Origin of the sequence: Streptomyces sp. NPDC048349 (genome assembly GCF_040651925.1) — a bacterium.
Lineage (GTDB): Bacteria > Actinomycetota > Actinomycetes > Streptomycetales > Streptomycetaceae > Streptomyces.
Genome location: NZ_JBEZLA010000031.1, coordinates 18,594 through 43,624, shown reverse-complemented (window position 1 = coordinate 43,624; position 25,031 = coordinate 18,594). Strand labels below are relative to the sequence as shown.

21 protein-coding genes are annotated in these 25,031 nt (G+C 73.3%); 17 read left to right on the top strand and 4 right to left on the bottom strand.

The features are described from left to right. Positions 1-127: 127 nt before the first annotated feature. Positions 128-523 carry an SsgA family sporulation/cell division regulator gene (locus AB0D44_RS18535; RefSeq protein ID WP_362591698.1) on the bottom strand — a complete coding sequence of 132 codons (396 nt, stop codon included), beginning with the start codon at positions 521-523 and terminating at the stop codon, positions 128-130. Between the two features lie 165 nt (positions 524-688). Between AB0D44_RS18535 and AB0D44_RS18530 the strand changes: the two genes are divergently transcribed. From AB0D44_RS18530 to AB0D44_RS18510, 5 genes are all read left to right on the top strand, one after another. Further along, a complete protein-coding gene (locus AB0D44_RS18530; RefSeq protein ID WP_362591695.1) occupies positions 689-1,738 on the top strand; it encodes an energy-coupling factor ABC transporter permease in 1,050 nt (349 codons plus the stop codon). Between the two features lies 1 nt (position 1,739). Further along, positions 1,740-2,501, top strand: a complete 762-nt coding sequence (gene cbiQ, locus AB0D44_RS18525; RefSeq protein ID WP_362591693.1) for a cobalt ECF transporter T component CbiQ — start codon at positions 1,740-1,742, stop codon at positions 2,499-2,501. After that, positions 2,489-3,268, top strand: coding sequence for an ABC transporter ATP-binding protein (locus AB0D44_RS18520; protein WP_362591690.1), 780 nt, complete (start codon positions 2,489-2,491; stop codon positions 3,266-3,268). Before cbiQ ends, AB0D44_RS18520 begins: the two co-directional genes overlap by 13 nt. Before the next feature lie 28 nt (positions 3,269-3,296). Continuing rightward, positions 3,297-4,469 (top strand): serine hydrolase domain-containing protein, encoded by a 1,173-nt coding sequence (locus tag AB0D44_RS18515; protein ID WP_362591688.1) that lies wholly within the window; start codon positions 3,297-3,299, stop codon positions 4,467-4,469. A 230-nt stretch (positions 4,470-4,699) separates the two neighbouring features. After that, on the top strand, positions 4,700-5,059 hold the full coding sequence (locus tag AB0D44_RS18510; protein ID WP_362591685.1) for a hypothetical protein: 360 nt from the start codon (positions 4,700-4,702) through the stop codon (positions 5,057-5,059). A 272-nt stretch (positions 5,060-5,331) separates the two neighbouring features. Here AB0D44_RS18510 and AB0D44_RS18505 read toward each other — a convergent pair whose 3' ends face one another. From AB0D44_RS18505 to AB0D44_RS18495, 3 genes are all read right to left on the bottom strand, one after another. After that, positions 5,332-6,315 carry a hypothetical protein gene (locus tag AB0D44_RS18505; protein ID WP_362591682.1) on the bottom strand — a complete coding sequence of 328 codons (984 nt, stop codon included), beginning with the start codon at positions 6,313-6,315 and terminating at the stop codon, positions 5,332-5,334. A 253-nt stretch (positions 6,316-6,568) separates the two neighbouring features. Further along, positions 6,569-8,212, bottom strand: coding sequence for a penicillin-binding transpeptidase domain-containing protein (locus tag AB0D44_RS18500; RefSeq protein ID WP_362591679.1), 1,644 nt, complete (start codon positions 8,210-8,212; stop codon positions 6,569-6,571). 248 nt (positions 8,213-8,460) lie between these two features. Then, positions 8,461-10,137, bottom strand: a complete 1,677-nt coding sequence (locus tag AB0D44_RS18495; protein ID WP_362591812.1) for a phospholipid carrier-dependent glycosyltransferase — start codon at positions 10,135-10,137, stop codon at positions 8,461-8,463. 174 nt (positions 10,138-10,311) lie between these two features. On the opposite strand from AB0D44_RS18495, the gene rsmI reads away from it, so the two are divergent. From rsmI to galE, 12 genes are all read left to right on the top strand, one after another. Continuing rightward, entirely contained in the window at positions 10,312-11,208 is an 897-nt protein-coding gene (rsmI, locus tag AB0D44_RS18490) for a 16S rRNA (cytidine(1402)-2'-O)-methyltransferase (protein ID WP_362591676.1), read from the top strand. Between the two features lie 268 nt (positions 11,209-11,476). Further along, a complete protein-coding gene (locus AB0D44_RS18485; RefSeq protein ID WP_362591809.1) occupies positions 11,477-11,866 on the top strand; it encodes a hypothetical protein in 390 nt (129 codons plus the stop codon). A gap of 10 nt (positions 11,867-11,876) precedes the next feature. After that, on the top strand, positions 11,877-12,773 hold the full coding sequence (locus AB0D44_RS18480; RefSeq protein ID WP_362591673.1) for a TatD family hydrolase: 897 nt from the start codon (positions 11,877-11,879) through the stop codon (positions 12,771-12,773). 136 nt (positions 12,774-12,909) lie between these two features. Then, a complete protein-coding gene (locus AB0D44_RS18475; protein ID WP_362591670.1) occupies positions 12,910-14,421 on the top strand; it encodes a ubiquitin-like domain-containing protein in 1,512 nt (503 codons plus the stop codon). Continuing rightward, positions 14,418-15,320, top strand: a complete 903-nt coding sequence (gene rsmA / locus AB0D44_RS18470; protein ID WP_362591667.1) for a 16S rRNA (adenine(1518)-N(6)/adenine(1519)-N(6))-dimethyltransferase RsmA — start codon at positions 14,418-14,420, stop codon at positions 15,318-15,320. Before AB0D44_RS18475 ends, rsmA begins: the two co-directional genes overlap by 4 nt. Continuing rightward, positions 15,317-16,219, top strand: coding sequence for a 4-(cytidine 5'-diphospho)-2-C-methyl-D-erythritol kinase (locus AB0D44_RS18465; protein ID WP_362591664.1), 903 nt, complete (start codon positions 15,317-15,319; stop codon positions 16,217-16,219). Before rsmA ends, AB0D44_RS18465 begins: the two co-directional genes overlap by 4 nt. A gap of 146 nt (positions 16,220-16,365) precedes the next feature. Then, on the top strand, positions 16,366-17,721 hold the full coding sequence (locus AB0D44_RS18460) for an acyltransferase (protein ID WP_362591661.1): 1,356 nt from the start codon (positions 16,366-16,368) through the stop codon (positions 17,719-17,721). Between the two features lie 28 nt (positions 17,722-17,749). After that, positions 17,750-19,558 (top strand): ABC-F family ATP-binding cassette domain-containing protein, encoded by a 1,809-nt coding sequence (locus AB0D44_RS18455; RefSeq protein ID WP_362591658.1) that lies wholly within the window; start codon positions 17,750-17,752, stop codon positions 19,556-19,558. Between the two features lie 156 nt (positions 19,559-19,714). After that, positions 19,715-21,355 carry a PQQ-binding-like beta-propeller repeat protein gene (locus AB0D44_RS18450; protein WP_362591655.1) on the top strand — a complete coding sequence of 547 codons (1,641 nt, stop codon included), beginning with the start codon at positions 19,715-19,717 and terminating at the stop codon, positions 21,353-21,355. Positions 21,356-21,396: 41 nt separating this feature from the next. Further along, positions 21,397-23,091, top strand: a complete 1,695-nt coding sequence (locus AB0D44_RS18445; protein WP_362591653.1) for a PQQ-binding-like beta-propeller repeat protein — start codon at positions 21,397-21,399, stop codon at positions 23,089-23,091. 124 nt (positions 23,092-23,215) lie between these two features. Then, a complete protein-coding gene (locus AB0D44_RS18440) occupies positions 23,216-23,905 on the top strand; it encodes a LuxR C-terminal-related transcriptional regulator (RefSeq protein WP_362591807.1) in 690 nt (229 codons plus the stop codon). A 75-nt stretch (positions 23,906-23,980) separates the two neighbouring features. Next, complete coding sequence (gene galE / locus AB0D44_RS18435) at positions 23,981-24,940, top strand: UDP-glucose 4-epimerase GalE (RefSeq protein ID WP_362591804.1); 960 nt, start codon at positions 23,981-23,983, stop codon at positions 24,938-24,940. The last annotated feature ends 91 nt before the right edge of the window (positions 24,941-25,031 follow it).

Here is a 25,031-nt window from a genome sequence, read left to right as displayed (position 1 = left end):
CCGTACTGCCTGCTGACCAGGCAGTACGGGGCCGGTTCGCGTGGCGTCCGAACGGGTCGCGTCCTGTCCGAACGGCTCGCGTTGCGTCCGAACGGGTCGCCTTGCGTCCGAACGGGTCGCGTTGCGCCTACCGGGTGGCGGCGGCGTACGTACGGCGCAGGAAGCGGCGCAGGGCCGCGATGTCGAACTGGACCACGGCGACGCCTTCGGGGGAGTGGAACTCCACGACGGCCTGGACGCGGCCGCAGGGCCAGATGCGCACGTCCCCGGTTCCGCTCGGGGCCTGGAGGCCCGCCTCCAGGAGGGCGCGGGGGAAGACCCACTCGTTGTCGGTGCCCTCGGGGGACAGGTCCGCGGGGAAGACGATCCGCACGGCCAGCGGCTCGGACGCGGCGAAGCGCAGGGCCACCGGAACCTTCCGGTAGAGCGGGTCGTCGCTGATCACGCGCGCGGTGACGCGCTCCTCGACGGCGATCGCGGTGGCGGTGGCTGTCGCGGGGGGATTCTCGGCGGTGGCTGACACGACAAGACTCCTCTATTCGGAACATGTGCGTCCGTTTGCTCAAGCCTCGCATACCCACGCGAATCCGCACGGATCCATTTGTGACACAGACGCTCTTGCCAATCATTTGCAACTGGGCACTATTCTTGAACGGTTAAAGACGGTGTGAGAAGCGGAGCCCTCTCCATGCATGTGCCCGACGGATTCATCAATGCACCCGTATCGGTGGCTGCCGGAGTGGCGGCCGCCGCGGCTGTCGCCGTGAGCCTGCGCGGCGCCCGGCGCGAGCTCGACGAACGCACGGCGCCCCTGGCCGGCCTCGTCGCCGCCTTCATCTTCGCCGTGCAGATGCTGAACTTCCCCGTCGCCGCCGGCACCAGCGGGCACCTGCTGGGCGGTGCGCTCGCCGCGATACTCGTCGGCCCCTACACGGGCGTGCTGTGCGTGTCCGTGGTCCTGCTCATGCAGGGCATCCTCTTCGCCGACGGCGGCCTGACCGCCCTCGGCGTCAACATCACCGTCATGGGCGTCGTCACCGTCGTCCTGTCCTACGCCGTCTTCCGCGGGCTGCTCGCGGTGCTGCCCGCCACCCGCCGCTCGGTGACCGTCGCCGCCTTCGCCGGAGCCCTGCTCTCGGTGCCCGGCGCGGCCGCCGCCTTCACCGCCCTCTACGCCGTCGGCGGCACCGCCGACGTCTCCCTCGGCAAGGTGTTCACCGCGATGGTCGGCGTGCACGTGCTCATCGGCCTCGGCGAGGCCGCCATCACCGCGGCCACCGTGGGCGCAGTGATCGCGGTACGGCCCGACCTGGTGCACGGCGCGCGCCGACTGGCCGCCCCGCTGAAGCTGCGCGTCGGCGGCGTACTGGTCGACGCCCCGGCCGCCGCCTCCGCCCCCGCCCCGGCCCGCTCCACCACGAAGGTGTGGGTCACCGGCCTGGTCACCGCCCTGGTCCTCGCCGGCTTCGTCTCCTTCTACGCCTCCGCCAGCCCCGACGGCCTGGAGAAGGTCGCCGCCGACCAGGGCATCGACGCCAAGGCCGAGGAGCATGCGGCCGCCGGCTCCCCGCTCGCCGACTACGCCGTCAAGGACGTCGCCGACGCCCGCCTCTCCGGCGGGCTCGCGGGCGCCCTCGGCGTCGGGGCGACCGTCGCCGTCGGCACAGGCGTCTTCTGGGTGGTCCGCCGCCGCCGTACGGACGAGCAGGCCGCCCCGGCCCAGGCACCGGCGGTCTGAGGTGGGTGCGGGCCACGCCCACCGGCTCTACCGGCACGGGCACTCGGCGGTGCACGCGCTGCCGCCGCACTGCAAGCTCGCGGCGGCCTTCGCCTTCGTGGTGGTCGTGGTCTCCACCCCGCGCGAGGCGGTGTGGGCCTTCGGGGCCTACGCCCTCTTGCTCGGCGCCGTCGCGGCCGCCGCCCGGGTACCGGCCGGCTTCCTGCTGCGCAGGCTGCTGATCGAGATCCCGTTCGTGGCCTTCGCCGTGCTGATGCCCTTCGTGGCCGAGGGCGAGCGGGTGGAGGTCTGGGGCCTGTCGCTCAGCGTCTCCGGACTGTGGGGCGCCTGGAACGTGCTCGCCAAGGGCACCCTCGGCGTCGCCGCGTCCGTGCTCCTCGCCTCGACGACGGAGCTGCGGGCGCTGCTGCTGGGCCTCCAGCGGCTGAAGCTGCCGCCGCTGCTGGTGCAGATCGCCTCGTTCATGATCCGGTACGGGGACGTGATCACCGGCGAGCTGCGCCGGATGTCCATCGCGCGGCGCTCGCGCGGGTTCGAGGCGCGCGGGATCCGGCACTGGGGGGTGCTGGCCAAGACGGCGGGCGCGCTGTTCATCCGCTCCTACGAGCGCGGCGAGCGGGTCTACCTGGCGATGGTCAGCCGCGGCTACACCGGTTCGATGCCGGTGATCGACGAGGTGGTGGCCACCCGCACGCAGTGGGCGCACGCGGCCGCGCTCCCGGTGACGGCCCTCGCCGTCTGTCTGATGGGATGGACCCTGTGAACGCTGCTTCCCCCTCCCCGCAGTCCCCCTCCCTGGAGGTCTCCGGCCTCGCCTACGCCTACCCCGACGGGCACCAGGCCCTCTTCGGGGTGGACCTGACCGTCGCGCGGGGCGAGCGGGTGGCCCTCCTCGGGCCGAACGGCGCCGGCAAGACCACCCTCGTGCTGCACCTCAACGGCATCCTGGCCGGCGGGGTCGGCTCCGTGCGGGTGGCCGGCACGCCCGTGGAGAAGCGGCACCTCGCCGAGATCCGGCGCCGGGTGGGGATCGTCTTCCAGGACCCCGACGACCAGCTCTTCATGCCGACCGTCCGGGAGGACGTGGCCTTCGGCCCCGCAGCGGCCGGGATCCGCGGCGCCGAGCTGGAGGAACGGGTCCGGGACGCGCTGGAGAAGGTCGGCATGGCCGGCTTCGCCGACCGCCCGCCGCACCACCTGTCCTTCGGGCAGCGCCGCCGGGTCGCGGTGGCGACCGTACTGGCCATGCGGCCCGAGATCCTGGTCCTGGACGAGCCCTCCTCCAACCTGGACCCGGCCTCGCGGCGCGAGCTCGCGGACATCCTGCGCTCGCTCGACGTGACGGTGCTGATGGTGACCCACGACCTGCCGTACGCGCTGGAGCTGTGCCCGCGCTCGGTCGTCCTGAGCGAGGGCGTGATCGCCGCCGACGGCCGGACCCAGGACCTGCTGTGCGACGAGCAGCTCATGCGGGCCAACCGCCTGGAGCTGCCCTTCGGCTTCGACCCGCGTTCCGTATCGGTGGCATAAGCACCGGTCGCAGGTTGTTGCACAGCGCGTGGACATCCAGGGTGTGGTGACGGAGGGCTTCGAGCCCGTCAGAGAAGCGTTCGTACGCAATTTCGAGGTGCTGGGGGACCGGGGCGCGGCGGTGGCCGTCTACCGGGACGGCCGCAAGGTCGTGGACCTGTGGGGCGGCACCAAGGACGCGGACGGCACCGGGCCCCGGTCACCCTGGACCGCGGACACCGCGCAGATCGTCCGCTCCGCGACCAAGGGCGTGGCCGCCGCCGTCCCCCTGCTGCTGCACCAGCGCGGGCTGCTGGACCTGGACGCGCCGGTGGGCTCGTACTGGCCGGAGTTCAAGGCGGGCGGCAAGGACCGGACCCTGGTGCGCGATCTGCTCGCGCACCGCGCGGGACTTCCGGCGCTGGAGCGCGGGCTGACCGCGGCCGAGGCCGCGGACGGGGTCAGCGGACCGCACGCCGTCGCCGCGCAGCAGCCGTTCTGGGAGCCCGGGACCGAGCACGGCTACCACGCGCAGACCTACAGCTGGCTGCTGTCCGAGCTGGTGCTGCGGGCGACCGGTCGCACGGTCGGGGGGATCCTGGCCGAGGAGATCGCAGAGCCGCTGGGGCTGGAGTTCTGGATCGGCCTGCCGGAGGGCGAGGCCCACCGGGTGGGGCGGGTGGCGCCGGTCGACCCGCCGCAGGGCGCGGGCATGCTCAAGACCCGGCCGAGGAGAAACGTTTCGGAGGCCTACGCCGACCCCGACTCCCTGACCCGCCGCGCCTTCGCGGCCATCGACCCGCTGCCCGACGAGAACGACCCCGCCTACCGGGCCGCCGAGCTGCCGGCCTCGAACGGCATCGGCACGGCCCGCGCCCTGGCCCGCTTCTACGCGGCCACCATCGGCGTGGTGGAGGACGGCGCACGGATCTTCACCCCGGCCACCACCGCACTGGCCGGCAAGGAGCTCTCGGCCGGCCCGGACCGCGTCCTGGTGGTGAACACCCGCTTCGGCCCCGGCTACATGCTGCACGGCCCGGCCTCGCCGCTGCTCTCGCCCGCCTCCTTCGGCCACCCCGGCCGCGGCGGCTCCCTGGCCTTCGCGGACCCGGAGGCGGGCATCGGCTTCGGCTACGTCACCAACGCCCACGCCAAGTCGGTCACCGCCGACCCGCGCGCCCAGGCACTCGTACGGGCCCTGCGCACGGCGCTCGCCTCCTGACCCCGGGCCCGGCCGGCCCGGCCTTGTGCCCCCGGGCCGTCCGTCAACGAGGGCGAGGGGGCAGCTCCGGCGCGCGAACGAGCCGCCGGCCCGCGGTTTCACCCTCAGGACGGGGCGCTTGTCGTACGGCGGGCGTTCGCGCGGGGCCGGACGGGGGAAAGGCGGAGCCGAACGAGGGACGGGCCGGGCGGGACCGGTGTCCGGGGGCGGCGGCCGCGCGTTTCCCGTACATGCAGATCAACCGAACCTCAGTAGTCGGCGCCCTGGCCGGCACGGTCCTCCTCTTCGGCGGCGCGCCCGCCTACGCGGCCGACCCGCTGGTCTCGCTCCTCGACAGCCTCAACGTCTCCGACATCTCGCTCTCGAGGATCCTCAACCCGACCGTGGTCCTGACCAACGGCGGCGCGACGACCCTCCAGCAGGCGGCCGAGCCGCTGCTCGTGCAGCCCGCCACCCCGGCGGCCGCGCCCGCCGCTCCGGCCGCCGCCCCCGCCGCTCCCGCCGCGCCGGCGCGCACCGTCGTCGCGCAGGCCAGCTCCGTCATGCCGGGCGGTCCGGCGCTTGCCGTCGTGGCCCCGGCCGCGCCCTGACACAGGAACACCCCGCCCGACGACGGCCCGTGCAACTCCGCTGGAGTGGTACGGGCCGTCGCCATGTGCAGGGCATGGGGCGGGGCGGGGTTCTCGTGTCCTCGTCGTGGAGGTGCGGGGAGGGTCCACGACCACCGGGACGCCGGACGGCCCGGAGTGTCCGCCGGACCGAGGTCCGACGGCACTCCGGGCCGCGTGGGTACTGCGTGTGGGCACTGCGTCAGGTCAGGGGCGCATCGCCCGCCCGTCGCCGCCGCCGCTCGTGAGCGGGGTCAGGAACGGCGCAGGCTCTGCGGGATGTTGCTGGGCGAGCCCAGGCTCATGTCGCCCTTGAACTTGCCCCGCAGCGGAGGGTTGGCCGGGGTGGGCGTCGTCTGCTGGACCCAGGCTTCGTCCCAGACGAAGGTCTGGCCCTGGATGTCGCCGTGCGTCTGCCACACGGTCCCGTCCGTCGTCACGACCTTGACGAACGCGTCGTTGCCCTGGGCCTCGATCGCGATGCCGCAGACGTTGGGCGGGTAGTTGGGGTTCGCCGGGTCGGTCATGGTCGGGACCGTGTTGGTGAGGTCCTGCCAGACGATCGTGCCGCCCGGTACGGACGCCTTGCCCACGTACGCGCGCCCGCCGGTGAGGACGGCCTGGAAGTCCTCGGTGTTGGAGGGGCTGTAGGTGTCGATGTCGGAGCAGGGGCCGGTGGCACCCGTCGCTCCGGTGGCACCCGTGGCACCGGTCGCGCCCGTGGCTCCGGTGGCACCGGTCGCGCCCGCGGGGCCCGTCGGGCCGGTCGCGCCGCCGCCGGCGCCGGTCGGACCGGCCGGGCCGGTCGCACCCGTCGCACCCGTCGGGCCCGCCGGACCCGTCGGGCCGGTCGCGCCGCCGCCGGCGCCGGTCGGGCCGGTCGCGCCCGTCGCTCCGGTGGCACCCGTCGCACCCGTCGGGCCGGCCGGACCGGTCGGACCCGTGGGGCCCGTGGGGCCTACGGCGCCGTCCGGCGGGCAGTGCTCGTCCCGGCCGTCGTGCCCGGGCGGGGGCCCGTCATCGTCGCCGCCCCCCAGGTACTTGTCGAGCAGCACGCTGTGCAGCGGCTGGCCGTACGGCGGCTCGTCGTGCGGCGGCCGCCCGTCGTGCGGGTCGCACTCGTCGCCGCCCGAGGGGGTGGCGGCGCTGACGACCGGGACGGCCGGCTTGGCCGCCGCGACGACCGGGCTGGCCATGCCCACGAGCACCAGGGAGAGCGAGGCCAGAGCACCCCCCATTTGCCATGCCCGAGTGGACGGGATGGGACCGAGCGGCGTTCTGGACCTGTGCTCACGAGTCATTTGCAGCGCTCCTTCGGGACGGAATGCGACCGGCAGCGGGTGACGCCCAGGCCGCGAGTTCGAAGTTCCTCCGAGAGCAACGGACGACGGCCCCGGGATCTTGAGCGCTCCGGGACGGAGGTCAACAGATCGGCCTACAAGACCCCCTCGAACGGATGCATGGACGCCCCCGGGTGGCCGCAGGCGGGAGTCAGCCGCCGTTCAGCACCGAGGCCACGATGGGGCCCGCCGCGTCGCCGCCGTGGCCGCCGCCTTCTACCATGGCGGCCGCGGCCAGGTCGCCGCTGAAGCCGGTGAACCAGCTGTCGGGGCTGCCCGCGCCGTCGACCTCCGCGGAGCCGGTCTTGGCCCCCTTGTCCGAGCCGCCGACCGAGGACATCGCCTCGCGGCCGGTGCCGCTGGTCGCCGTCAGCTTCATCATGGAGACCAGCTGCTGCTGCACCGCGGGCTTCATCCGGCGCTGCGCCGTCGCGATGGTGCGGCCGTCGAGCTCGGCGGAGACCAGCAGCGGCTGGCGGAAGACGCCCGTTCGGGCGGTCGCCGTGATGGAGGCGACGTTGAGCGGGTTCATGGTGATCTGACCCTGCCCGATGTACTCCGCGGCGGCCGCCGCGCCCGTCGCCGCCGGGACCTTGCCGTCGGTGGACTTGATGCCCGTCTTCCAGTCCAGCCCGATGCCGAAGACCTCCTCGGCCTCCTTGGGCAGCGCGGAGTCGTCGTCGACGGGCTTGATCTGCTTGATGAAGGCGGTGTTGCAGGACCGGGCGAACGAGGTCGCGAAGCTCGTGCCGGCCGGCAGCTCGAAGTTCTTCAGGTTGTGGAAGGCGCGGCCGCCCCACGAGACCTCCTTCGGGCACTCCGCGGGCTTGTCGGCGGCCACCAGGCCGCGGTCCAGCAGCATCGCCCCCGTCACGATCTTCATCGTGGAACCGGGTGCCCGGTTGCCCGCCATCGCCGCGTTGAAGCCGTCCTGCCGGTGGTTCGCGACCGCGAGGATGTGCCCGTTGCTCGGCTTGATCGCGACCACCGAGGCCTCGGGGAACCGGGCCACCGCCCGCTCGGCCGCCGCCTGGACCTTCGCGTCCAGGTACGTCTTGAGGACGCTCGGCTCTCCCTCGACCAGGGTCAGCAGGGTCCGCTTCGGCGTGTTCTGGTCCGCCGGCTCGATCCAGACCTCGGCGCCCGCCTTGCCGCCCGCCTTGGCCCCGTACGTCTCGCGCAGCTGGTCCAGGACCGGACGCAGCGAGGGGTACTTCTCGGCGGTCAGCTCCTCGCCGCTGCGGTCGACCGCCTTGACGGGCGGGCTCGCCGGGGTGCCCGCGCGCAGCTTCTCGTCCTTCTGCAGCTGAGGGTGGATCACCGAGGCCTGCCAGTCGACCAGCGGCTTGCCGCTGGTCAGGCCGCGCACCACGGTCAGCTGGGACTCGTACGCGAGGGGCTTGGTCACGCCCTCGTACGTGATCTCCGCCTCGACCTTGAACGGCACGGTGGTGCCGTTCGGCGTGCCCGGCGTGATGGCCGCCTTGGACACGTAGGCCTTGGCCCGGTAGTCGGCCACGGCGGTCTGCGCGGCCTGCTGGTTGTTCGTCAGGTCGGCCGCAGCCCGGTCGTCCCCCGCGGCCCACGCCGCCAGGAAGGCCTTCGCGGTGGCCGCGGTCTCCTTCTCGGTGACGGGCCCGCTGCCCTTCTGCGACTGGACGCCGGTGTCGCTCCCGGCGCCGCCCTTGCCGTTGTCCCCCGCGTCCCCGACCAGGGAGTACACCCCGAATCCGGCGCCGCCGACGAGGGCGATGACCACCCCGCCGATCATGGCGCCCTTGGCTGCCCCGTTCACTTGAGTCCTCCCCCGAGAGCCACGATTCCCTGAACGTGTTCAAAGAATCCTTGGTGTGGACCTTACGCGGGGTTTCAGTCGTCGTTCGCTCTTGTTACCGGACCGGTACGGCTGATGGCCGAAAAGGGCCGGTACATGGCCGGGGGCCCTCCCGTCCCACGGGAGGGCCCCCTGCCGCTCGAGCGGCCGTCAGGATCACGGGTCGATGTCCCCGAGCTCCCGGACGATGTGCGTCGATCCCTGGGGGATCACACCCAGGTGTCCAGCCACATCCTGGCCCGCCAGGAGTCCATCGGGAGGGTCTGGCCCGTGAAGATGGGCCAGAAGTAGATGAAGTTCCACACGATCAGCAGGACCAGGAGCCCCGCTCCGATCGCGCCCAGCGTCCGCCGGCGCTCGCTCGATCCGGCCGGGCCCAGCAGGGCGCCGATCATCATCGCCACCGCCAGGCACAGGTACGGGACGAAGACCACCGCGTAGAAGAAGAAGATGGTCCGCTCCTGGTAGTTGAACCAGGGCAGCAGGCCGGCGCCCAGCGCGCACGCGATCGCGCCCGCCCGCCAGTCACGGCGGAAGAACCACCGCCACAGGACGTACAGCAGCGCGAAACACCCCGCCCACCACAGCAGCGGCGTGCCCAGGGCCAGCACCTCGCGGGCGCACTTGCCCGCCGCCGTCGCCGGGCACCCGTCGGTCCCGGGCTCCGGGGACTCGTAGAAGTACGACACGGGACGGCCCAGGACCAGCCAGCTCCACGGGTTCGACTCGTAGGTGTGCCCCGAGGTCAGGCCCACGTGGAACCGGTACACCTCGGTCTCGTAGTGCCACAGGCTGCGCAGCCACTCCGGCAGGAACGACAGCGCGCTGCCCTGGTCGTTCTTGGCCGCCCAGTCGCGCAGGTAGCCGCCCTTGCCGTTGTCCGGGCTCAGGATCCAGCCCGACCACGAGGCCACGTACGTCACCACCGCGACCGGAACCGTGGACAGGAAGCCGGGCAGCGCGTCGCGGCGCAGCATCGCCGCGTACGGGGCGCCCGCGCCCGCCGTGCGCCGCGCGGCGGCGTCCCACAGCACGGTGAGGATGCCGAAGAAGGCCAGCACGACGAAGCCGTTCCACTTCGTGCCCGCGGCCAGGCCCAGACACACCCCCGCCAGGATCCGGTAGGGGCGCCAGCCCAGCCCCAGCGTCTCCGCGATCTTCACGTCGGGCCGGGTCCGGCCCTCGTCGTCCACGGGGAGCGCGTCCGCGAGCCGGGCCCTGGCCCTGTCCCGGTCGATGAGCAGCGCCCCGAAGGCGGCCAGGACGAAGAACATCAGCACCAGGTCGAGCAGCGCGGTGCGGCTCATCACCAGGTGCAGGCCGTCCACCGCGAGCAGCGCCCCCGCCAGGCAGCCCAGGAACGTCGAACGCAGCAGGCGCCGCCCGATCCGGCACAGCATCAGCACCGAGAGGGTGCCGAGCACGGCGGTCATGAACCGCCAGCCGAAGGGCGTGAGGCCGAACATCCACTCGCCGAGCCCGATGACCCACTTGCCGACGGGCGGGTGCACGACGTAGCCCGGGTCCGGCGGGAGGGGCACGGAGCCGGGGTCGGCGAGGATCGACTTGTCGATGTCCTTGGGCCAGCTCGCCTCGTAGCCCTGCTTGATCGTGGCCCAGGCGTCCTTGGCGTAGTACGTCTCGTCGAATATCACCGCCTTCGGGCTGCCCAGGTGCACGAACCGCAGCGCACCGGCGACGAGCGCCACCAGCAGCGGCCCGGCCCACGCCATGACCCGCTGCCAGGTGCCCCACACCTGCTGCGGAAGCCCGAAGGTCATCCACAGCTGGGGGGAGGGCCGGACGTACGGGGGCACCAGGCGGGTGCGCACGTCACCGTGGACCGCGCCCGCGCCGCCGCCCGGCGCGTAGCCGAAGGCGCGCAGCCGGCGCAGCCAGGTGGACGGCTCTTCTTCACGTCCTGCCGGCGGGGCGGGCGGGGCCCCCGCGGGGCTGGGCGGCGGCGTCGCGGTCTTGGTCACCGGCACATCGTAGGGAACGGATCTGTGAGAACCCCAGCACCGGGGAGGCCGGGGGCGCGGGACTGAGAGGATGGACGGGTGACGACCGACCAGCCCCGCACGACCGGGCCCACCCCTCCGGCAGGAGTCCTCGTACTCGCCGGCACCCCCATCGGCGACCTCGCGGACGCCCCGCCGCGACTCGCAGCCGAGCTGGAGCGGGCCGACGTGATCGCCGCCGAGGACACCCGGCGGCTGCGCCGGCTGACCCAGGGCCTGGGCGTGCACACCACCGGGCGCGTCCTGTCGTACTTCGAGGGCAACGAGTCCGCGCGCACCCCCGAGCTGGTCGAAGCCCTCCTGGACGGCAAGCGGGTCCTGCTGGTCACCGACGCCGGCATGCCCTCGGTCTCCGACCCCGGCTACCGGCTGGTGGCCGCCGCCGTCGAGAAGGACGTCAAGGTCACCGCCGTCCCCGGGCCGTCCGCGGTGCTCACCGCGCTGGCCATGTCCGGACTGCCGGTGGACCGCTTCTGCTTCGAGGGGTTCCTGCCGCGCAAGGCGGGCGAACGGCTCGGCCGGCTCCGTGAGGTGGAGGCCGAGCGGCGCACGCTCGTCTACTTCGAGGCCCCGCACCGGCTCGACGACACCCTGGCCGCCATGGCCGAGGTGTTCGGCGCCGAGCGCCGCGCCGCCGTGTGCCGCGAGCTGACCAAGACGTACGAGGAGGTCAAGCGCGGCGGGCTCGGCGAGCTGGCCGCCTGGGCCGCCGAGGGCGTCCGCGGGGAGATCACGATCGTCGTGGAGGGCGCCCCGGCGGCGGCCCCCGGCGACGTGGACGACGAGGAGCTGGTGCGCAGGGTGCGGGTGCGCGAGGAGGCGGGAGAGCGGCGCAAGGAGGCCATCGCGGCGGTCGCAGCCGAGGCGGGGGTACCCAAGCGCGACGTGTTCGACGCGGTCGTCGCGGCAAAGAATGCGGCACAAAAGGTGCCGTAAGACGGTAAAGAGCTAACCTGAAAAGCAAAGCTCAGACCGCGCACCGGGGTCTTTGGGCATGAGTCGCCCAAAGACCGTCCAACACTGGACAGGGCCTGATGCGCTCCCGCCCGAAGAGGCGTCCACTGGCAAGGGCACCAGTGGAACAAGAGGAGCTGGCATGAGTGAGATCGCTGAAACCCCGGTACCGGTGACGGCGCCGTCCGCCCCCGGCACATCCGTCGGCGCCGCCGTGCAGACCGTGCGCGAGGCGTACTCCTTCGCGTGCATGAGGTGCGGGTACGGGTGGGAGCAGGCCTACGACATAGAGCACCACGTGGACGCCAAGGGCGATCCGTTCATCATGTACAAGGCCGAAGGCGAGCGCGTGCCCTCCCCGCTGTCCAACCCGACCTGTCACAACTGCGGCGGACACGTGGTCCGCATCATGCGCGCCGGACAGGTCTCCTCGGTGCTCGGCATGCTCGACCAGCTCTACCACCACCGGATCGCCCCCGGGATCGCCGGCCCCGTCCCGGCGGGTGCGAACGTCCCGCGGCCCCCCAAGCGGCACAAGGCGCCCCGTACGCACGACGCCCCCGGGCCCGTCGCCATCGACGAGGCGGAGAAGAACCCGGGCCTGCTCTCCCGTCTGCTGGGGATCTTCCGCCGGTCATAAGATCGGCCGTATGAGCACTTCGCCGGCCTCCGCCTCCCGGGCCTCCAAGGACGCACCGCCACCGCTGCCCGAACCCCTCCGGGTGGCGGTGGCGGATTCGCACACCCACCTGGACATGCAGTCCGGCACCGTCGAGGAGGGCCTCGCCAAGGCCGCCTCGGTGGGTGTGACCACGGTCGTCCAGGTCGGCTGCGACGTGAAGGGCTCCCGCTGGGCCGCCGAGACGGCCGCCGCGTACGACAACGTCCACGCGGCCGTGGCCCTGCACCCGAACGAGGCCCCCCGGATCGTGCACGGCGACCCCGACGGATGGTCCCGCCAAGGTGCCCGCACCGGCGGCGGAGAGGCCGCGCTCGACGAGGCGCTCGCCGAGATCGAAGCCCTGGCCGCGCTGGACCACGTCAAGGCGGTCGGCGAGACCGGCCTGGACCACTTCCGCACCGGACCGGAGGGCATGGCCGCGCAGGAGCGTTCTTTCCGCGCCCACATCGAGATCGCCAAGCGCCGGGGCAAGGCCCTCGTGATCCACGACCGCGACGCCCACGCGGACGTACTGCGCGTGCTGCGCGAGGAAGGCGCGCCCGAGCGCACCGTCTTCCACTGCTACTCCGGGGACGCCGACATGGCGCGGGAGTGCGCCGCCGCCGGGTACTACATGTCCTTCGCCGGAACGGTCACCTTCAAGAACGCGGCCCCGCTGCGCGAGGCCCTGGCCGTGGCCCCGCTGGAGCTGGTGCTCGTCGAGACCGACGCCCCGTACCTCACCCCGGCGCCGTACCGCGGACGGCCCAACGCCCCGTACCTCATTCCGCTGACGGTACGGGCGATGGCCGCGGTCCGCGGCATCGACGAGGACGCGATGGCCACCGCGCTGGCCGCCAACACGGCGCGCGCCTTCGGGTACTGAGCACGTACCGAGCACCCTTGAGCACGCCCGCCGTACGACACGCTGTGTGACGGGACGACTTTGGTGCGTGACGACTCCTCCGCTATGGTGCCGTGCCCGAACCACCGGGTGCCGCAACAGCAGTGGAGCGAGCGTCGTGAGCGATACGCAGGGCAGTCACCGCCGTGGCGGTCCCGTTCCGGGGGCGTACGGGGATCCGGGGGCGTACGAGGGTCCAGGGGCGTACGAGGATCCGGGGCCGCCGGATCCCGGCGTCCCGGGCCCGCGGCGGGCCGGTCGCCGCCGCGCCCGCCAGGGCGGCCGGGCGGCCGGGCGTCCCGACCCCGAGGCGCCGACGGTGCCCGCCGTGGCCGCCACGGCCCCCGGGTACGGTCCGGGCGGCGGGGCGGCCGCAGCCGTCGCGGCCGGGTCGGGGCGCCGCCGGGCCCCCGCTCCGGCCCCGGTCGCCCTGCTGCCCGAACCGGCGGCCGCGCCCGCATTCGCGCCGGGGCCCGCCTCCCCCGCGTCCGCGCCCGGTACCGGCAGGCGCCGCCGCGCCGCCCCCGCCGAGCCGCCGCCGGGCGCCTGGCGGCGGATGGTGCCGCAGGCCCTGGTCGTCGCCTTCCTCGCCGGCGGCACCACCGCCTTCGTCGCCGCCGACAAGGCGGTGCGCCTCACCGTCGACGGGGTCCCGCGCACCCTGCACACCTTCGCCGACGACGTCGACGAACTGCTGGCCTCCGAAGGCCTCGACGTCGGACCCCACGACCTCGTCGCCCCCGCCCCCGGCGCACCCCTCGACGACGGAGAACAGGTCGTCGTCCGCTACGGCCGCCCCCTGCGCCTGACCCTCGACGGACAGCAGCGCCAGGTGTGGACCACCGCCCGCACCGTCGAGGGGGCGCTGCGCCAGTTCGGCATCCGCGCCGAGGGCGCCTACCTCTCCGCGCCCCGCACCGCCCCCGTCCCGCGCAGCGGGCTGGCCCTCAGCGTCCGCACCGAACGCAGCGTCACCTTCATGGCCGACGGCCGCGAACGCACCATCCGCACCAACGCGGCGACCGTGCAGGAGGCCCTGGACCAGGCCGGCATCACCCTGCACGGCCAGGACGCGACCTCCGTGGCCCCCACCGCCTTCCCGCGCGACGGCCAGACCATCACCGTGCTGCGCATCACCGGCACCCGCGAAGTCCGCGAGGAGCGCATCCCGTACGAGACGGAGAGGGTCAAGGACGCCACCCTCTTCGCCGGCACCGAGGTCGTCGAGCGGGCCGGCCGGCCCGGGGCCCGCCGGGTCACCTACAGCCTGCGCACCGTCAACGGTGTGCGCCAAAAGCCCCGCCCCATCGCGGAGGAGACCGTCCGCGAGCCCGTCACCCAACTCGTCAAGGTCGGCACGAAGCCGCTGCCGACCTCCGTCTCCGGCGCCGACGGCCTCAACTGGGGGGCCCTCGCCCAGTGCGAATCGGGCGGCCGCCCCTCGGCCACCGACCCCTCGGGGACCTACGGCGGCCTCTACCAGTTCGACGTACGGACCTGGCAGGGCCTCGGCGGCAGCGGCCGTCCGCAGGACGCCCCGGCCTCGGAGCAGACCTACCGGGCGAAGAAGCTCTACGTGCAGCGGGGGGCGAGTCCGTGGCCGCACTGCGGCCGTAGGCTTAGCGGGTGAGCACCGCAGAGCAGCAGCCCAACGAGACCCCTTCCGACGCCCTCCTGGGGCCGGCCGACATCCGGGAACTGGCCGCCGCGCTCGGTGTGCGCCCGACCAAGCAGAAGGGCCAGAACTTCGTCATCGACGCCAACACGGTGCGCCGGATCGTGCGCACCGCCGAGGTGCGGCCGGACGACGTGGTCGTCGAGGTCGGCCCCGGCCTGGGCTCGCTGACGCTCGCGCTGCTGGAGGCCGCCGACCGGGTCACCGCCGTCGAGATCGACGACATCCTCGCGGCGGCGCTGCCCGCCACCATCGAGGCCCGGATGCCCGGGCGCAAGGACCGCTTCGCGCTCGTCCACTCCGACGCGATGCTGGTCACCGAGCTGCCCGGCCCGGCGCCGACCGCGCTCGTGGCGAACCTGCCCTACAACGTGGCCGTGCCCGTCCTGCTGACCATGCTCGACCGGTTCCCGACCATCGAGCGGACCCTGGTGATGGTGCAGTCGGAGGTCGCCGACCGGCTCGCCGCCGAGCCGGGCAACAAGGTCTACGGGGTGCCCTCGGTCAAGGCCAACTGGTACGCGCACGTCAAGCGCGCCGGGGCCATCGGCCGCAAGGTGTTCTGGCCCGCGCCGAACGTCGACTCCGGGCTGGTCTCGCTGGTGCGGCGCGCGGAGCCGATCAAGACCACCGCCTCGAAGGCGGAGGTCTTCGCGGTCGTGGACGCCGCCTTCGCGCAGCGCCGCAAGACGCTGCGCGCGGCGCTGGCCGGCTGGGCCGGGTCGGCGGCGGGAGCCGAGGCGGCGCTGGTCGCCGCCGGGGTCTCCCCGCAGGCGCGCGGAGAGTCGCTGACGGTGGAGGAGTTCGCCGCGATCGCCGAGCACAAGCCCGAGGCGCAGAGGCCGGCCCTGTGACCCGTACGAGCGTGACCGTACGCGTCCCCGCGAAGGTCAACGTCCAGCTCGCGGTGGGCGCGGCCCGCCCCGACGGCTTCCACGACCTCGCCAACGTCTTCCTCGCCGTCTCGTTGTTCGACGAGGTCACGGCGACCGCGGCCGACGAGCTGACCGTGACCTGCGCGGGCCCGGACGCCGACCAGGTCCCCCTGGACCGCACCAACCTGGCGGCGCGCGCCGCCGAGGTCCTGGCGGCGCGGGCCGGGATCGCCCCGTCGGTCCGCCTCCACATCGCGAAGAACATCCCGGTCGCGGGCGGCATGGCGGGCGGCAGCGCGGACGGGGCGGCTGCCCTGCTGGCCTGCGACACCCTGTGGGGCCTGGGCACGCCGCGCGCCGAACTGCTCGACATCTGCGCGGAGCTGGGCAGCGACGTGCCGTTCAGCCTGGTCGGCGGGGCGGCGCTCGGGACGGGGCGGGGCGAGCTGCTGACCCCGGTGGACGCGGGTGCGTTCCACTGGGTGTTCGCGGTGGCCGACGGCGGCCTGTCGACCCCGGCGGTGTTCCGCGAGTTCGACCGGCTCACCGCCGGGACGCCGGTCCCGGAGCCGGTGGCCTCGCCGGCCCTGCTGGCGGCCCTGGCCTCGGGGGATGCGGACCTGCTGGCGCCGGTGCTGGCGAACGACCTCCAGGCGGCCGCGCTGTCGCTGCGCCCGCAGCTGGCGCGGACGCTGGCAGCGGGCACCGGGGCCGGGGCGCTGGCCGCGCTGGTCTCGGGCTCCGGCCCGACGACGGCCTTCCTCGTCCGGGACGCGGAGGCCGCCGCGAAGGTCGCCGCGGGCCTCGAGGCGTCGGGCACGTGCCGCACCACCCGCGTGGCCTCGAGCCCGGCCCCGGGAGCGACGGTGGTCACCTGACCCCCTGACCCCTGGCCCTGACCCCCCGGCCCCGCGGGCCGGGCTGGGGCCGGGCCGGGTGGATCGACCAGGGGACGTCGTACTCAGGCCGGAGCTGAGTACCGGCGCTCTGCCGAGGACCCGGCATGCCGGGGGAGCGTAGGCCCATGCGAAGCACTGCCTGCGAACTCGCCCTCGCCACCCCCGCCACGCGGGACCGTTACGTCGACCTGTTGAGGGTCGCCTCGCTCGGGACCGTCGTGCTGGGGCACTGGCTGATGGCCGCCGTCGGCAGCGACGGCATCGGGAACCTGCTCGCGATCCTGCCCGGGCTCCAGGTGCTCACTTGGGGGCTCCAGGTCATGCCCGTCTTCTTCTTCGTCGGCGGGTTCTCGCACGCCCTGTCCTACCGCTCCCTCGCCCGCCGCAGCGACCGGCCCGTCTACGCCGCCTTCCTGCGGGCCCGGCTGCGCCGGCTGCTGCGGCCCACCCTCGTCTTCGTCCTGGTCTGGGCCGTGGCCGCGCTCGCCGTGCAGATCGCCGGGCGGGGCGAGGGCGGGCTGAGCGGGGCCGCGCTGCGGCTGGTCACCCAGCCGCTCTGGTTCATCGGGATCTACCTCGCCATGGTCGCCCTCACGCCGCCGCTGCTGAGGCTGCACGAGCGCTGGGGGTGGGCCGCCTTCGCAGGGCTGGCGTCCGCCGCGGCCGCCGTCGACCTGCTGCGCTTCGCCTTCGGGGTCCCGTACGTGGAGTTCCTCAACTTCGCCTTCGTCTGGCTCGCCGTCCACCAGCTGGGCTTCCTGCGCGCCGACGGCCGCCTCCGCCGGCCCGCGGCTGCGGCCGCGGCGGCCGCAGCCGGGCTCGCCGGAGCGGTCCTGCTCGTCGCGTACGGCCCGTACCCGCTGTCCATGGTCGGGATGCCGGGCGAGAAGGTGTCCAACATGGCCCCGCCGACCCTCGCGCTGCTCGCGCACGGCCTGTGGCTCGTCGGCGCCGTCCAGCTGCCGGCCCGGCCCGCCACCGCATGGCTCGCCCGCCCCCGCGTCTGGCGGGGGGTGGTCGCCGCCAACGGGATCGCCATGACCGCCTTCCTCTGGCACCTCACGGCGATGCTCGGCGTGTACGGGGCCCAGCTTGCCCTGGGCGTGCCCCTGCCCGAGCCCGCGACCGGCGCCTGGTGGGCGCAGGTTCCCGTACGGATCCTGCTGGCGGCCGCGCTGACCGGCGTCCTGGTGGCCCTCTTCCGGCGCTTCGAGGCCCCCGGCCCCGCCCCCACCGCGGCCCCGGGCTCCGCCCCGACCGCGGCCCCGGGCAGCGGACCCCGCGCCGCCCTCGGCACCACCCTGTGCCTGCTCGGCATCCTCGGCCTGTCGATGACCGGTCTCGGGGGCCTGCTCGAGGGGCACAGCGCCACCCTGATCGCCCTTCCGGTCACCGCACCGGCCGCGATCGGCATGGCCCTGGGCGGCTGGCTCCTGGTGGAACGGTCCGCCCCGGCCCGGAGGGTTAGGCTGAGGGGCTGATCCCCACCCTTTCCCTGGAGCGCGTCTGATGGCCGTCAATCTGGTCAATGTCGAGGCAGTCAGCAAGGTGTACGGCACCCGTACCCTGCTCGACGGCATCTCCCTCGGCGTGTCCGAGGGAGACCGGATCGGTGTCGTCGGCCGCAACGGCGACGGGAAGACCACCCTCATCCGGATGCTCGCCAAGCTGGAGGAACCCGACTCCGGCCGGGTCACCCAGTCCGGCGGCCTGCGCATGGGCGTCCTCACCCAGCACGACTCCCTGGACCCCGCGGCCACCATCCGCCACGAGATCATCCGGGACATGGCCGACCACGAGTGGGCCGGCAACGCCAAGATCCGCGACGTGCTGACCGGTCTGTTCGGCGGGCTGGACCTGCCCGGCTTCGGGCAGGGCCTCGACACCGTCATCGGCCCCCTCTCCGGCGGCGAGCGCCGCCGCATCGCGCTCGCCAAGCTGCTCATCGCCGACCAGGACCTCCTGGTCCTCGACGAGCCCACCAACCACCTCGACGTCGAGGGCATCTCCTGGCTGGCCCGCCACCTCCAGGAGCGCCGCTCCGCCCTGGTCTGCGTCACCCACGACCGCTGGTTCCTCGACCAGGTCTGCACCCGCATGTGGGACGTGCAGCGCGGTGAGGTGCACGAGTACGAAGGCGGCTACAGCGACTACGTCTTCGCCCGCGCCGAGCGCGAACGCATCGCCGCCACCGAGGAGCAGAAGCGGCAGAACCTGATGCGCAAGGAGCTGGCCTGGCTGCGCCGCGGCGCCCCCGCCCGCACCTCCAAGCCCCGCTACCGCATCGAGGCCGCCAACGAGCTGATCGCCGACGTGCCGCCGCCGCGCGACCGCTCCGAGCTGATGCGCTTCGCCAACGCCCGCCTCGGCAAGACCGTGTTCGAGCTGGAGGACGTGACCGTCCAGGCCGGCCCCAAGACCCTCCTCAAGCACCTCACCTGGCACCTGGGCCCCGGCGACCGGATCGGCCTCGTCGGCGTCAACGGCGCCGGCAAGACCTCCCTGCTGCGCGCGCTCGCCGAGGCCGCCCGCACCCAGGGCGAGGCCCAGCCCGCCGCGGGCAAGGTCAGCGTCGGCAAGACCGTCAAGCTGGCCTACCTCTCCCAGGAGGTCGGCGAACTCGACCCGTCCCTGCGCGTCCTGGAGGCCGTCCAGCGCGTCCGCGACCGCGTCGACCTCGGCAAGGGCCGCGAGATGACGGCGGGCCAGCTGTGCGAGCAGTTCGGCTTCACCAAGGAGAAGCAGTGGACGCCGGTCGGCGACCTCTCCGGCGGCGAGCGGCGCCGGCTGCAGATCCTGCGCCTGCTGATGGACGAGCCCAACGTCCTGTTCCTCGACGAGCCCACCAACGACCTCGACATCGAGACCCTTACCCAGCTCGAGGACCTCCTCGACGGCTGGCCGGGCTCGATGATCGTGATCTCCCACGACCGGTTCTTCATCGAGCGCACCACCGACACCGTCATGGCACTGCTCGGCGACGCGAGCCTGCGGATGCTGCCGCGCGGCCTGGACGAGTACCTGGAGCGCCGTCAGCGGATGATCGAGGCGGCCGCGCCGGCGCCCGCCCCGGCCGCCGCCGCGGCCGCGGCGAAGTCCACCTCCTCCGGGGACTCGCGCGCCGCGAAGAAGGAGCTGCAGAAGATCGAGCGGCAGCTGAACAAGCTCTCCGACCGCGAGAGCAACCTGCACGCGCAGATCGCGGAGAACTCCACCGACTACGACAAGGTCGCCAAGCTCGACGCCGAGCTGCGGGAACTGCTTTCCGAGCGCGACGACTTGGAGATGCGCTGGCTGGAGCTGGCCGAGGAGGCGTAGCCCCCCGGGCCGCCTGCGCGGCCAACTGGCCGGATAACGACGTCATCACGGGCCGGTCCGCCCTTGGGAACAGGGGGCGGACCGGCCCGGCGTACGGCCTGCGGCAGTGATAGAAAGGTCATCTTCCCCGACCCCTGACGACGAAGGTACGCGCTGATGACCGAGCCGCCCCAGCCGCCGAACCAGCCGCCGACACCTTCCGGTTACGGGCACCTGCCGGGCCCTCCGCAGTCGGGTTACGGCCAGGCGCCGCAGGGTGCGAACCCGTACGCCCAGCAGCCGCCGACCGTCCCGCAGCAGCCGGCCGCCGCCCCCGGTTACGGCTACCCGCCGCCGCCCCCGGGCGCGCCGACGGTGCCGATGGGCGCTCCCGGCACGCCTGCGCCGGGGAAGAAGAAGACGACCGTGCTCATCGCCGCGGCCGTCGCCGGAGCCCTCGTGCTGGGCACCGGCGCGTACTTCGCCTTCTTCCGGGGCGACGACAAGGACCCCAAGCAGCCCGTCGCGCAGGAGTCCGCCTCCCCCGACGCCAAACCCTCCGGCTCCCCTTCCGTCGACAAGGGGGACGGCAGCGGCAACGGCGGCTCCGAGGCCGACCTCAACTCCGGCCGCAAGCAGGGCGAGGACAAGGTCCTCTGGCTCAAGACCGCCAAGATCGACGGCCCCGGCGCCGGAGTGAGCACCGACGGCCAGTGGGTCGTGGGCGACACCGTCGTCAAGACCGTCGACAAGTCCGTCACCGGCTACGCGGTCGCCGACGGCAAGCAGAAGTGGACGCTCGCCCTTCCCGCCCAGGTCTGCGCCGTCACGCGCCACACCACCGCCGACGGCAAGACCGTCGTCATGTACCGGGACGGCGAGTCGGACACGGCCAACTGCAACCAGATGCGGCTGATCGACCTCAAGGCGGGCAAGGAGGGCTGGTCGAAGGAGGTGCCCAAGGAGGGTGCGTTCGACCTCTTCGTCGACCCGAGCCTGGCCATCACCGGGGACACGCTCACCGTCAGCCGCCTCACCCGCGCCACCGCCTTCAAGGTCAGCACGGGGGACAAGCTGTTCGCGAGCCCCACCGAGGGCTGCATGCCCGGCGCCTACCCCGCGGGCAGCGGCAAGATGCTCGGGATCGCCACCTGCCACGACGCCGACAGCACCGTCGAGGTCCAGGACGCCGACCCGGTCACCGGCAAGAGCACCTGGTCCTACCGGCTGCCCAAGGGCTGGAAGGTCAACCGGGTCTTCTCGCTCGACCCGATCGTCCTCGACCTCGGCAACCGCAACTCCAAGGAACGCTCCATCGTGGTCCTCGGCCCCGACGGCAAGCAGCGCGCCACCGTCACCGGCGAGGGCAACTTCGCGGTGGAGTGCGGGATGAACCACGACGACTCCCTGCAGGGCTGCGCCACCGCCGTCGTCGACGCGGGCACCCTCTACATGCCCACCACGACCGACATCGGCACCGCCAACGAGATCGTCGCCTTCGACCTCGCCACCGGCAAGGCCAAGTGGCGCGTCCCCGCGGGCAACAAGCGCACCATCGTGCCGATGAAGGCCGCGAACGGCCAGCTGGTCGCCTACCGCAAGGCCGAGTACGACATGGGCGGCGAGGTCCTCACGATCCCGGCCGGCGGAGGCACGCCCACCGTGGTGCTGCGCCACCCGTCCGGCCCGGCCTCGGAAGTGGAGAGCACCTTCTACGCCCCGGAGATCGATTACGTGGACGGGCGGTTCTTCATCTCCACCATCCGTCTGCTCGCCCAGGGCAAGGACGAGAAGCTCCTGATGGTCTTCGGCAAGTGAACGCGTCCACCGAGCCGCCCAGCGAGAGGCAGTAGCAACCCATGAGTACCCCGCCGCCCCCCAGCCAGCCGCCGTCCGGCGGCTTCGGAGCGCCCCAGGATCCCCCGCCCGGGCCGCCGCAGCAGCCGCCCGTGCCCCCCGCGCCGCCGCAGCAGCCGCCCACGCAGCCCGCCTACGGCTACCCGCAGCAGCCCGGCCCGGGTTACGGCTACCCGCAGCAGCCCGGTGCGCCGGCGCCCTTCGGGCCGCCCACCACGCCCATGTACACCGCCCAGCCCGCGGCCGGCGGCACGGGCGGCGGCGGCAACGACGTGCGCACCCAGCTGATGATCGTCGGCGCGGCCCTGCTGGCCATCGTCCTCATCGTCGGCGGCGGGTTCTGGTACGTCTCGGGTGACGGCGACGGCACGAACGACTCCGCGCACAGCGGCCCCGCCAAGCCGGGCGACGACAAGTCCCAGCCCGGGGCGGGCGGCACCGAGAAGGTGCCCGCCAACCCCAAGTCGAAGGTGCTGCTCAACCAGCCGAGCCCGACGCCGGAGGAGATGGTCCAGGTCCCCGGCTCCTGGCTGACCGACACCACCTACGTGAAGTCCGACGTGTACAAGATCGTCGGCTACAACGTCGTCGACGGCGGCAAGAAGTGGGAAGTTCCCCTGCCGGGTGAACTCTGCGGCGCCACCCCGCACGTCACCGACAAGAAGTCGGCCGTGCTGTTCAGGCCCGCGAAGCCCACGCCCGAGGCCAAGTACCCGCCGTGCACCGAGGTCGGCGTCATCGACCTGGAAGCCGGCAAGCTCCTGTGGTCCGGCAACGCCAAGAGCGCCACCAGCGGCGACAAGCCCGTGTCCTACTACGAGGTCACCCTCAGCGGGCAGACGGTCGCCGCGGGCGGCTCCTCCGGCGGCGCCGCCTGGAACCTGGCCGACGGCAAGTCGCTGTGGCTGCCCAAGACCGACGGCGAAGGCTGCCGCGACGCCGGCTACGCGGGCGGCGAGGCCCTCGCCGTCATCCGCAAGTGCGGCCAGAGCTCCAGCCCGAGCCTGTTCGCGCAGGTCCTCGACCCCGCCACCGGCGCACCGCAGTACTCGTACAAGCTCTCCGCGGGCATCGAATACGCCAGCATCGTCTCCACCAAGCCCCTGATCGTCGCCGCCGACGTCGGCAAGACCGCCAAGAACGCCAGCGGGGTCAGCGACCTGTTCGTCATCGACGGCGCGGGCCAGCTGAAGGCGCGCATCTCGCTGTCCTCCGGCAACTTCGGCGGTGAGTGCGAGACCGAGGTCGAGCGGTGCACCGGCATGGTCGTCGGCAACGGCAAGCTCTACCTGCCCTCGTACGAGCACCAGGGCCAGGACCCCTACGCCAAGACCAACGAGCTGCTCTCCTTCGACCTGGAGACCGGCAAGCAGACCAACGAGGCCGCCCCCGCGGGCGAGCGGTACAAGCTGTTCCCGCTGCGCATGGACGGGTCGAACATCATCGCCTACAAGGAGCCCCCGTACGACAAGGGCGGCCAGATCGTCAGCATCGACGGCAAGACGATGAAGGAAACCCTCCTGATGGAGAACCCGGCCGACAAGACGCAGCAGCGCATCGAGACGGCCTACTCGCCCGACCACTCCGAGTACCGCTACCACAACGGCAAGCTGTTCCTCGCACGCGTGACGGTCAAGAAGCCGTACTCCGACAAGTCCGACCCCGAGTACATCTTCTCCTCCTTCACCGCGAGCTGACCGGCCCGCGTCCACGAAGCCCCCGCAAGGTCCGCCTTCCGGGGGCTTCTGCGCGGTAACCCCCGCGCTCCGTCGAACAAGCGTGTAGCTTGCCGGGTCAGAAGGGTCGGGGGTGGGTGCCGCAATGGGCGTACGGGTCGTGGTGGTCGACGAGCACCGGCTGCTGGCCGAGGCGCTCGCCTCGGCCCTGAAACTGCGTGGTCACCGGGTGCTCGCCGCCGCCGCACCGGCTGCGGGAGCCGCCGAGCTGGTCATCAGCCGCGCCCCGGAGGTCTGCCTGATGGGCACCGCCGTCCCCGCCGAGCCCGGGGTGTTCGAACCGGTCGTCCGGATCAAGCGGGAGCGCCCGCAGATCGCCGTGGTCGTCCTCGGCCCGGTGCCCAGCCCGCGCGGGATCGCGGCCGCCTTCGCCGCGGGCGCCTCGGGGTACGTACGCCACGACGAACGCATCGAGGGCGTGGAGCGCGCGCTGGCCAAGGCCCGGGCCGGCGAGGTGGCGATCGCCCCGCAACTGCTGCAGGGCGCCTTCGCGGAGCTGCTCAACCCCGCCTCGCAGCCCGACGACGAGGGGAGCAGGCTGCTGAGGCTGCTCACCCCGCGCGAGGTGGAGGTGCTGGTCCGGGTCGCCGAGGGCGAGGACACCCGGCTCATCGCGGCGGGCATGGCCATCGCACCGAGCACCGCCCGTACGCACGTGCAGCGGGTGCTGATGAAGCTGGGCGTGGGCTCGCGGCTGGAGGCGGCCGCGCTGGCCGCCCGTACCGGCCTGCTGGACCGGGCGGCGCCGGCGGGGTCGGGCCAGACGGTAGTTTGACGGCACGAACCGGCACGCGCACGCACCCCGCGCGTGTCCCCCGCGAGAGGCAGTAGGCGAGTGAGCAAGACGGCGATGCACAAATACCTGGTGACCGGCGGCGCCGGATACGTCGGCAGCGTGGTCGCGGCCCATCTCCTGGAGGCGGGTCACGAGGTCACCGTCCTCGACGACCTCAGCACCGGCTTCCGCGAGGGGGTGCCGGCGGGCGCCGCCTTCATCGAGGGCCGGATCCAGGACGCCGCCCGCTACCTGGACCCCTCCTACGACGCCGTGCTGCACTTCGCCGCCTCCTCGCAGGTCGGCGAGTCCGTGGTGAACCCGGGCAAGTACTGGGAGAACAACGTCGGCGGCACCCTGGCCCTGCTGGCCGCCATGCGCGGGGCGGGCGTGGGCAAGCTGGTGTTCTCCTCCACCGCCGCCACCTACGGGGAGCCCACGGAGGGCCTGCTCACCGAGGCCTCGGTGACCGCCCCGACCAACCCGTACGGGGCCTCGAAGCTGGCGGTGGACCACATGATCGCGGGCGAGTGCGTGGCGCACGGCCTGGCCGCGGTGTCCCTGCGCTACTTCAACGTGGCCGGCGCGTACGGCGAGTTCGGCGAGCGGCACAGCCCCGAGACCCACCTGATCCCGCTGGTCCTCCAGGTGGCGCTGGGCGAACGCGAGTCGATCTCGGTGTTCGGCGAGGACTACCCGACCCCCGACGGCACCTGCGTGCGCGACTACATCCACGTCGCGGACCTGGCGGAGGCCCACCTGGCCGCGCTGGAGGCGGCCGCCGCCGGGGAGCACCTGATCTGCAACCTGGGCAACGGCAGCGGGTTCTCGGTCCGCGAGGTCGTCGAGACCGTCCGCAAGGTGACCGGGCGCGAGATCCCCGAGGTGGTGGCCCCGCGCCGGGCGGGTGACCCGGCCGCGCTGGTCGCTTCGGCCAGGACGGCCCACGAGCGGTTGGGCTGGACGCCGAGCCGCTCGGACCTCACCGGCATCATCACGGACGCGTGGAACTTCGCGCGGACGCACACCTCCTGAGCCTTCCGCACCTGCCCGACCTTCCCGAACACGCCCTTCCCGCACGCCCCCCGCACCTTCCTCCCCCCGGACCGCGTCCGAAGGGAGCGCC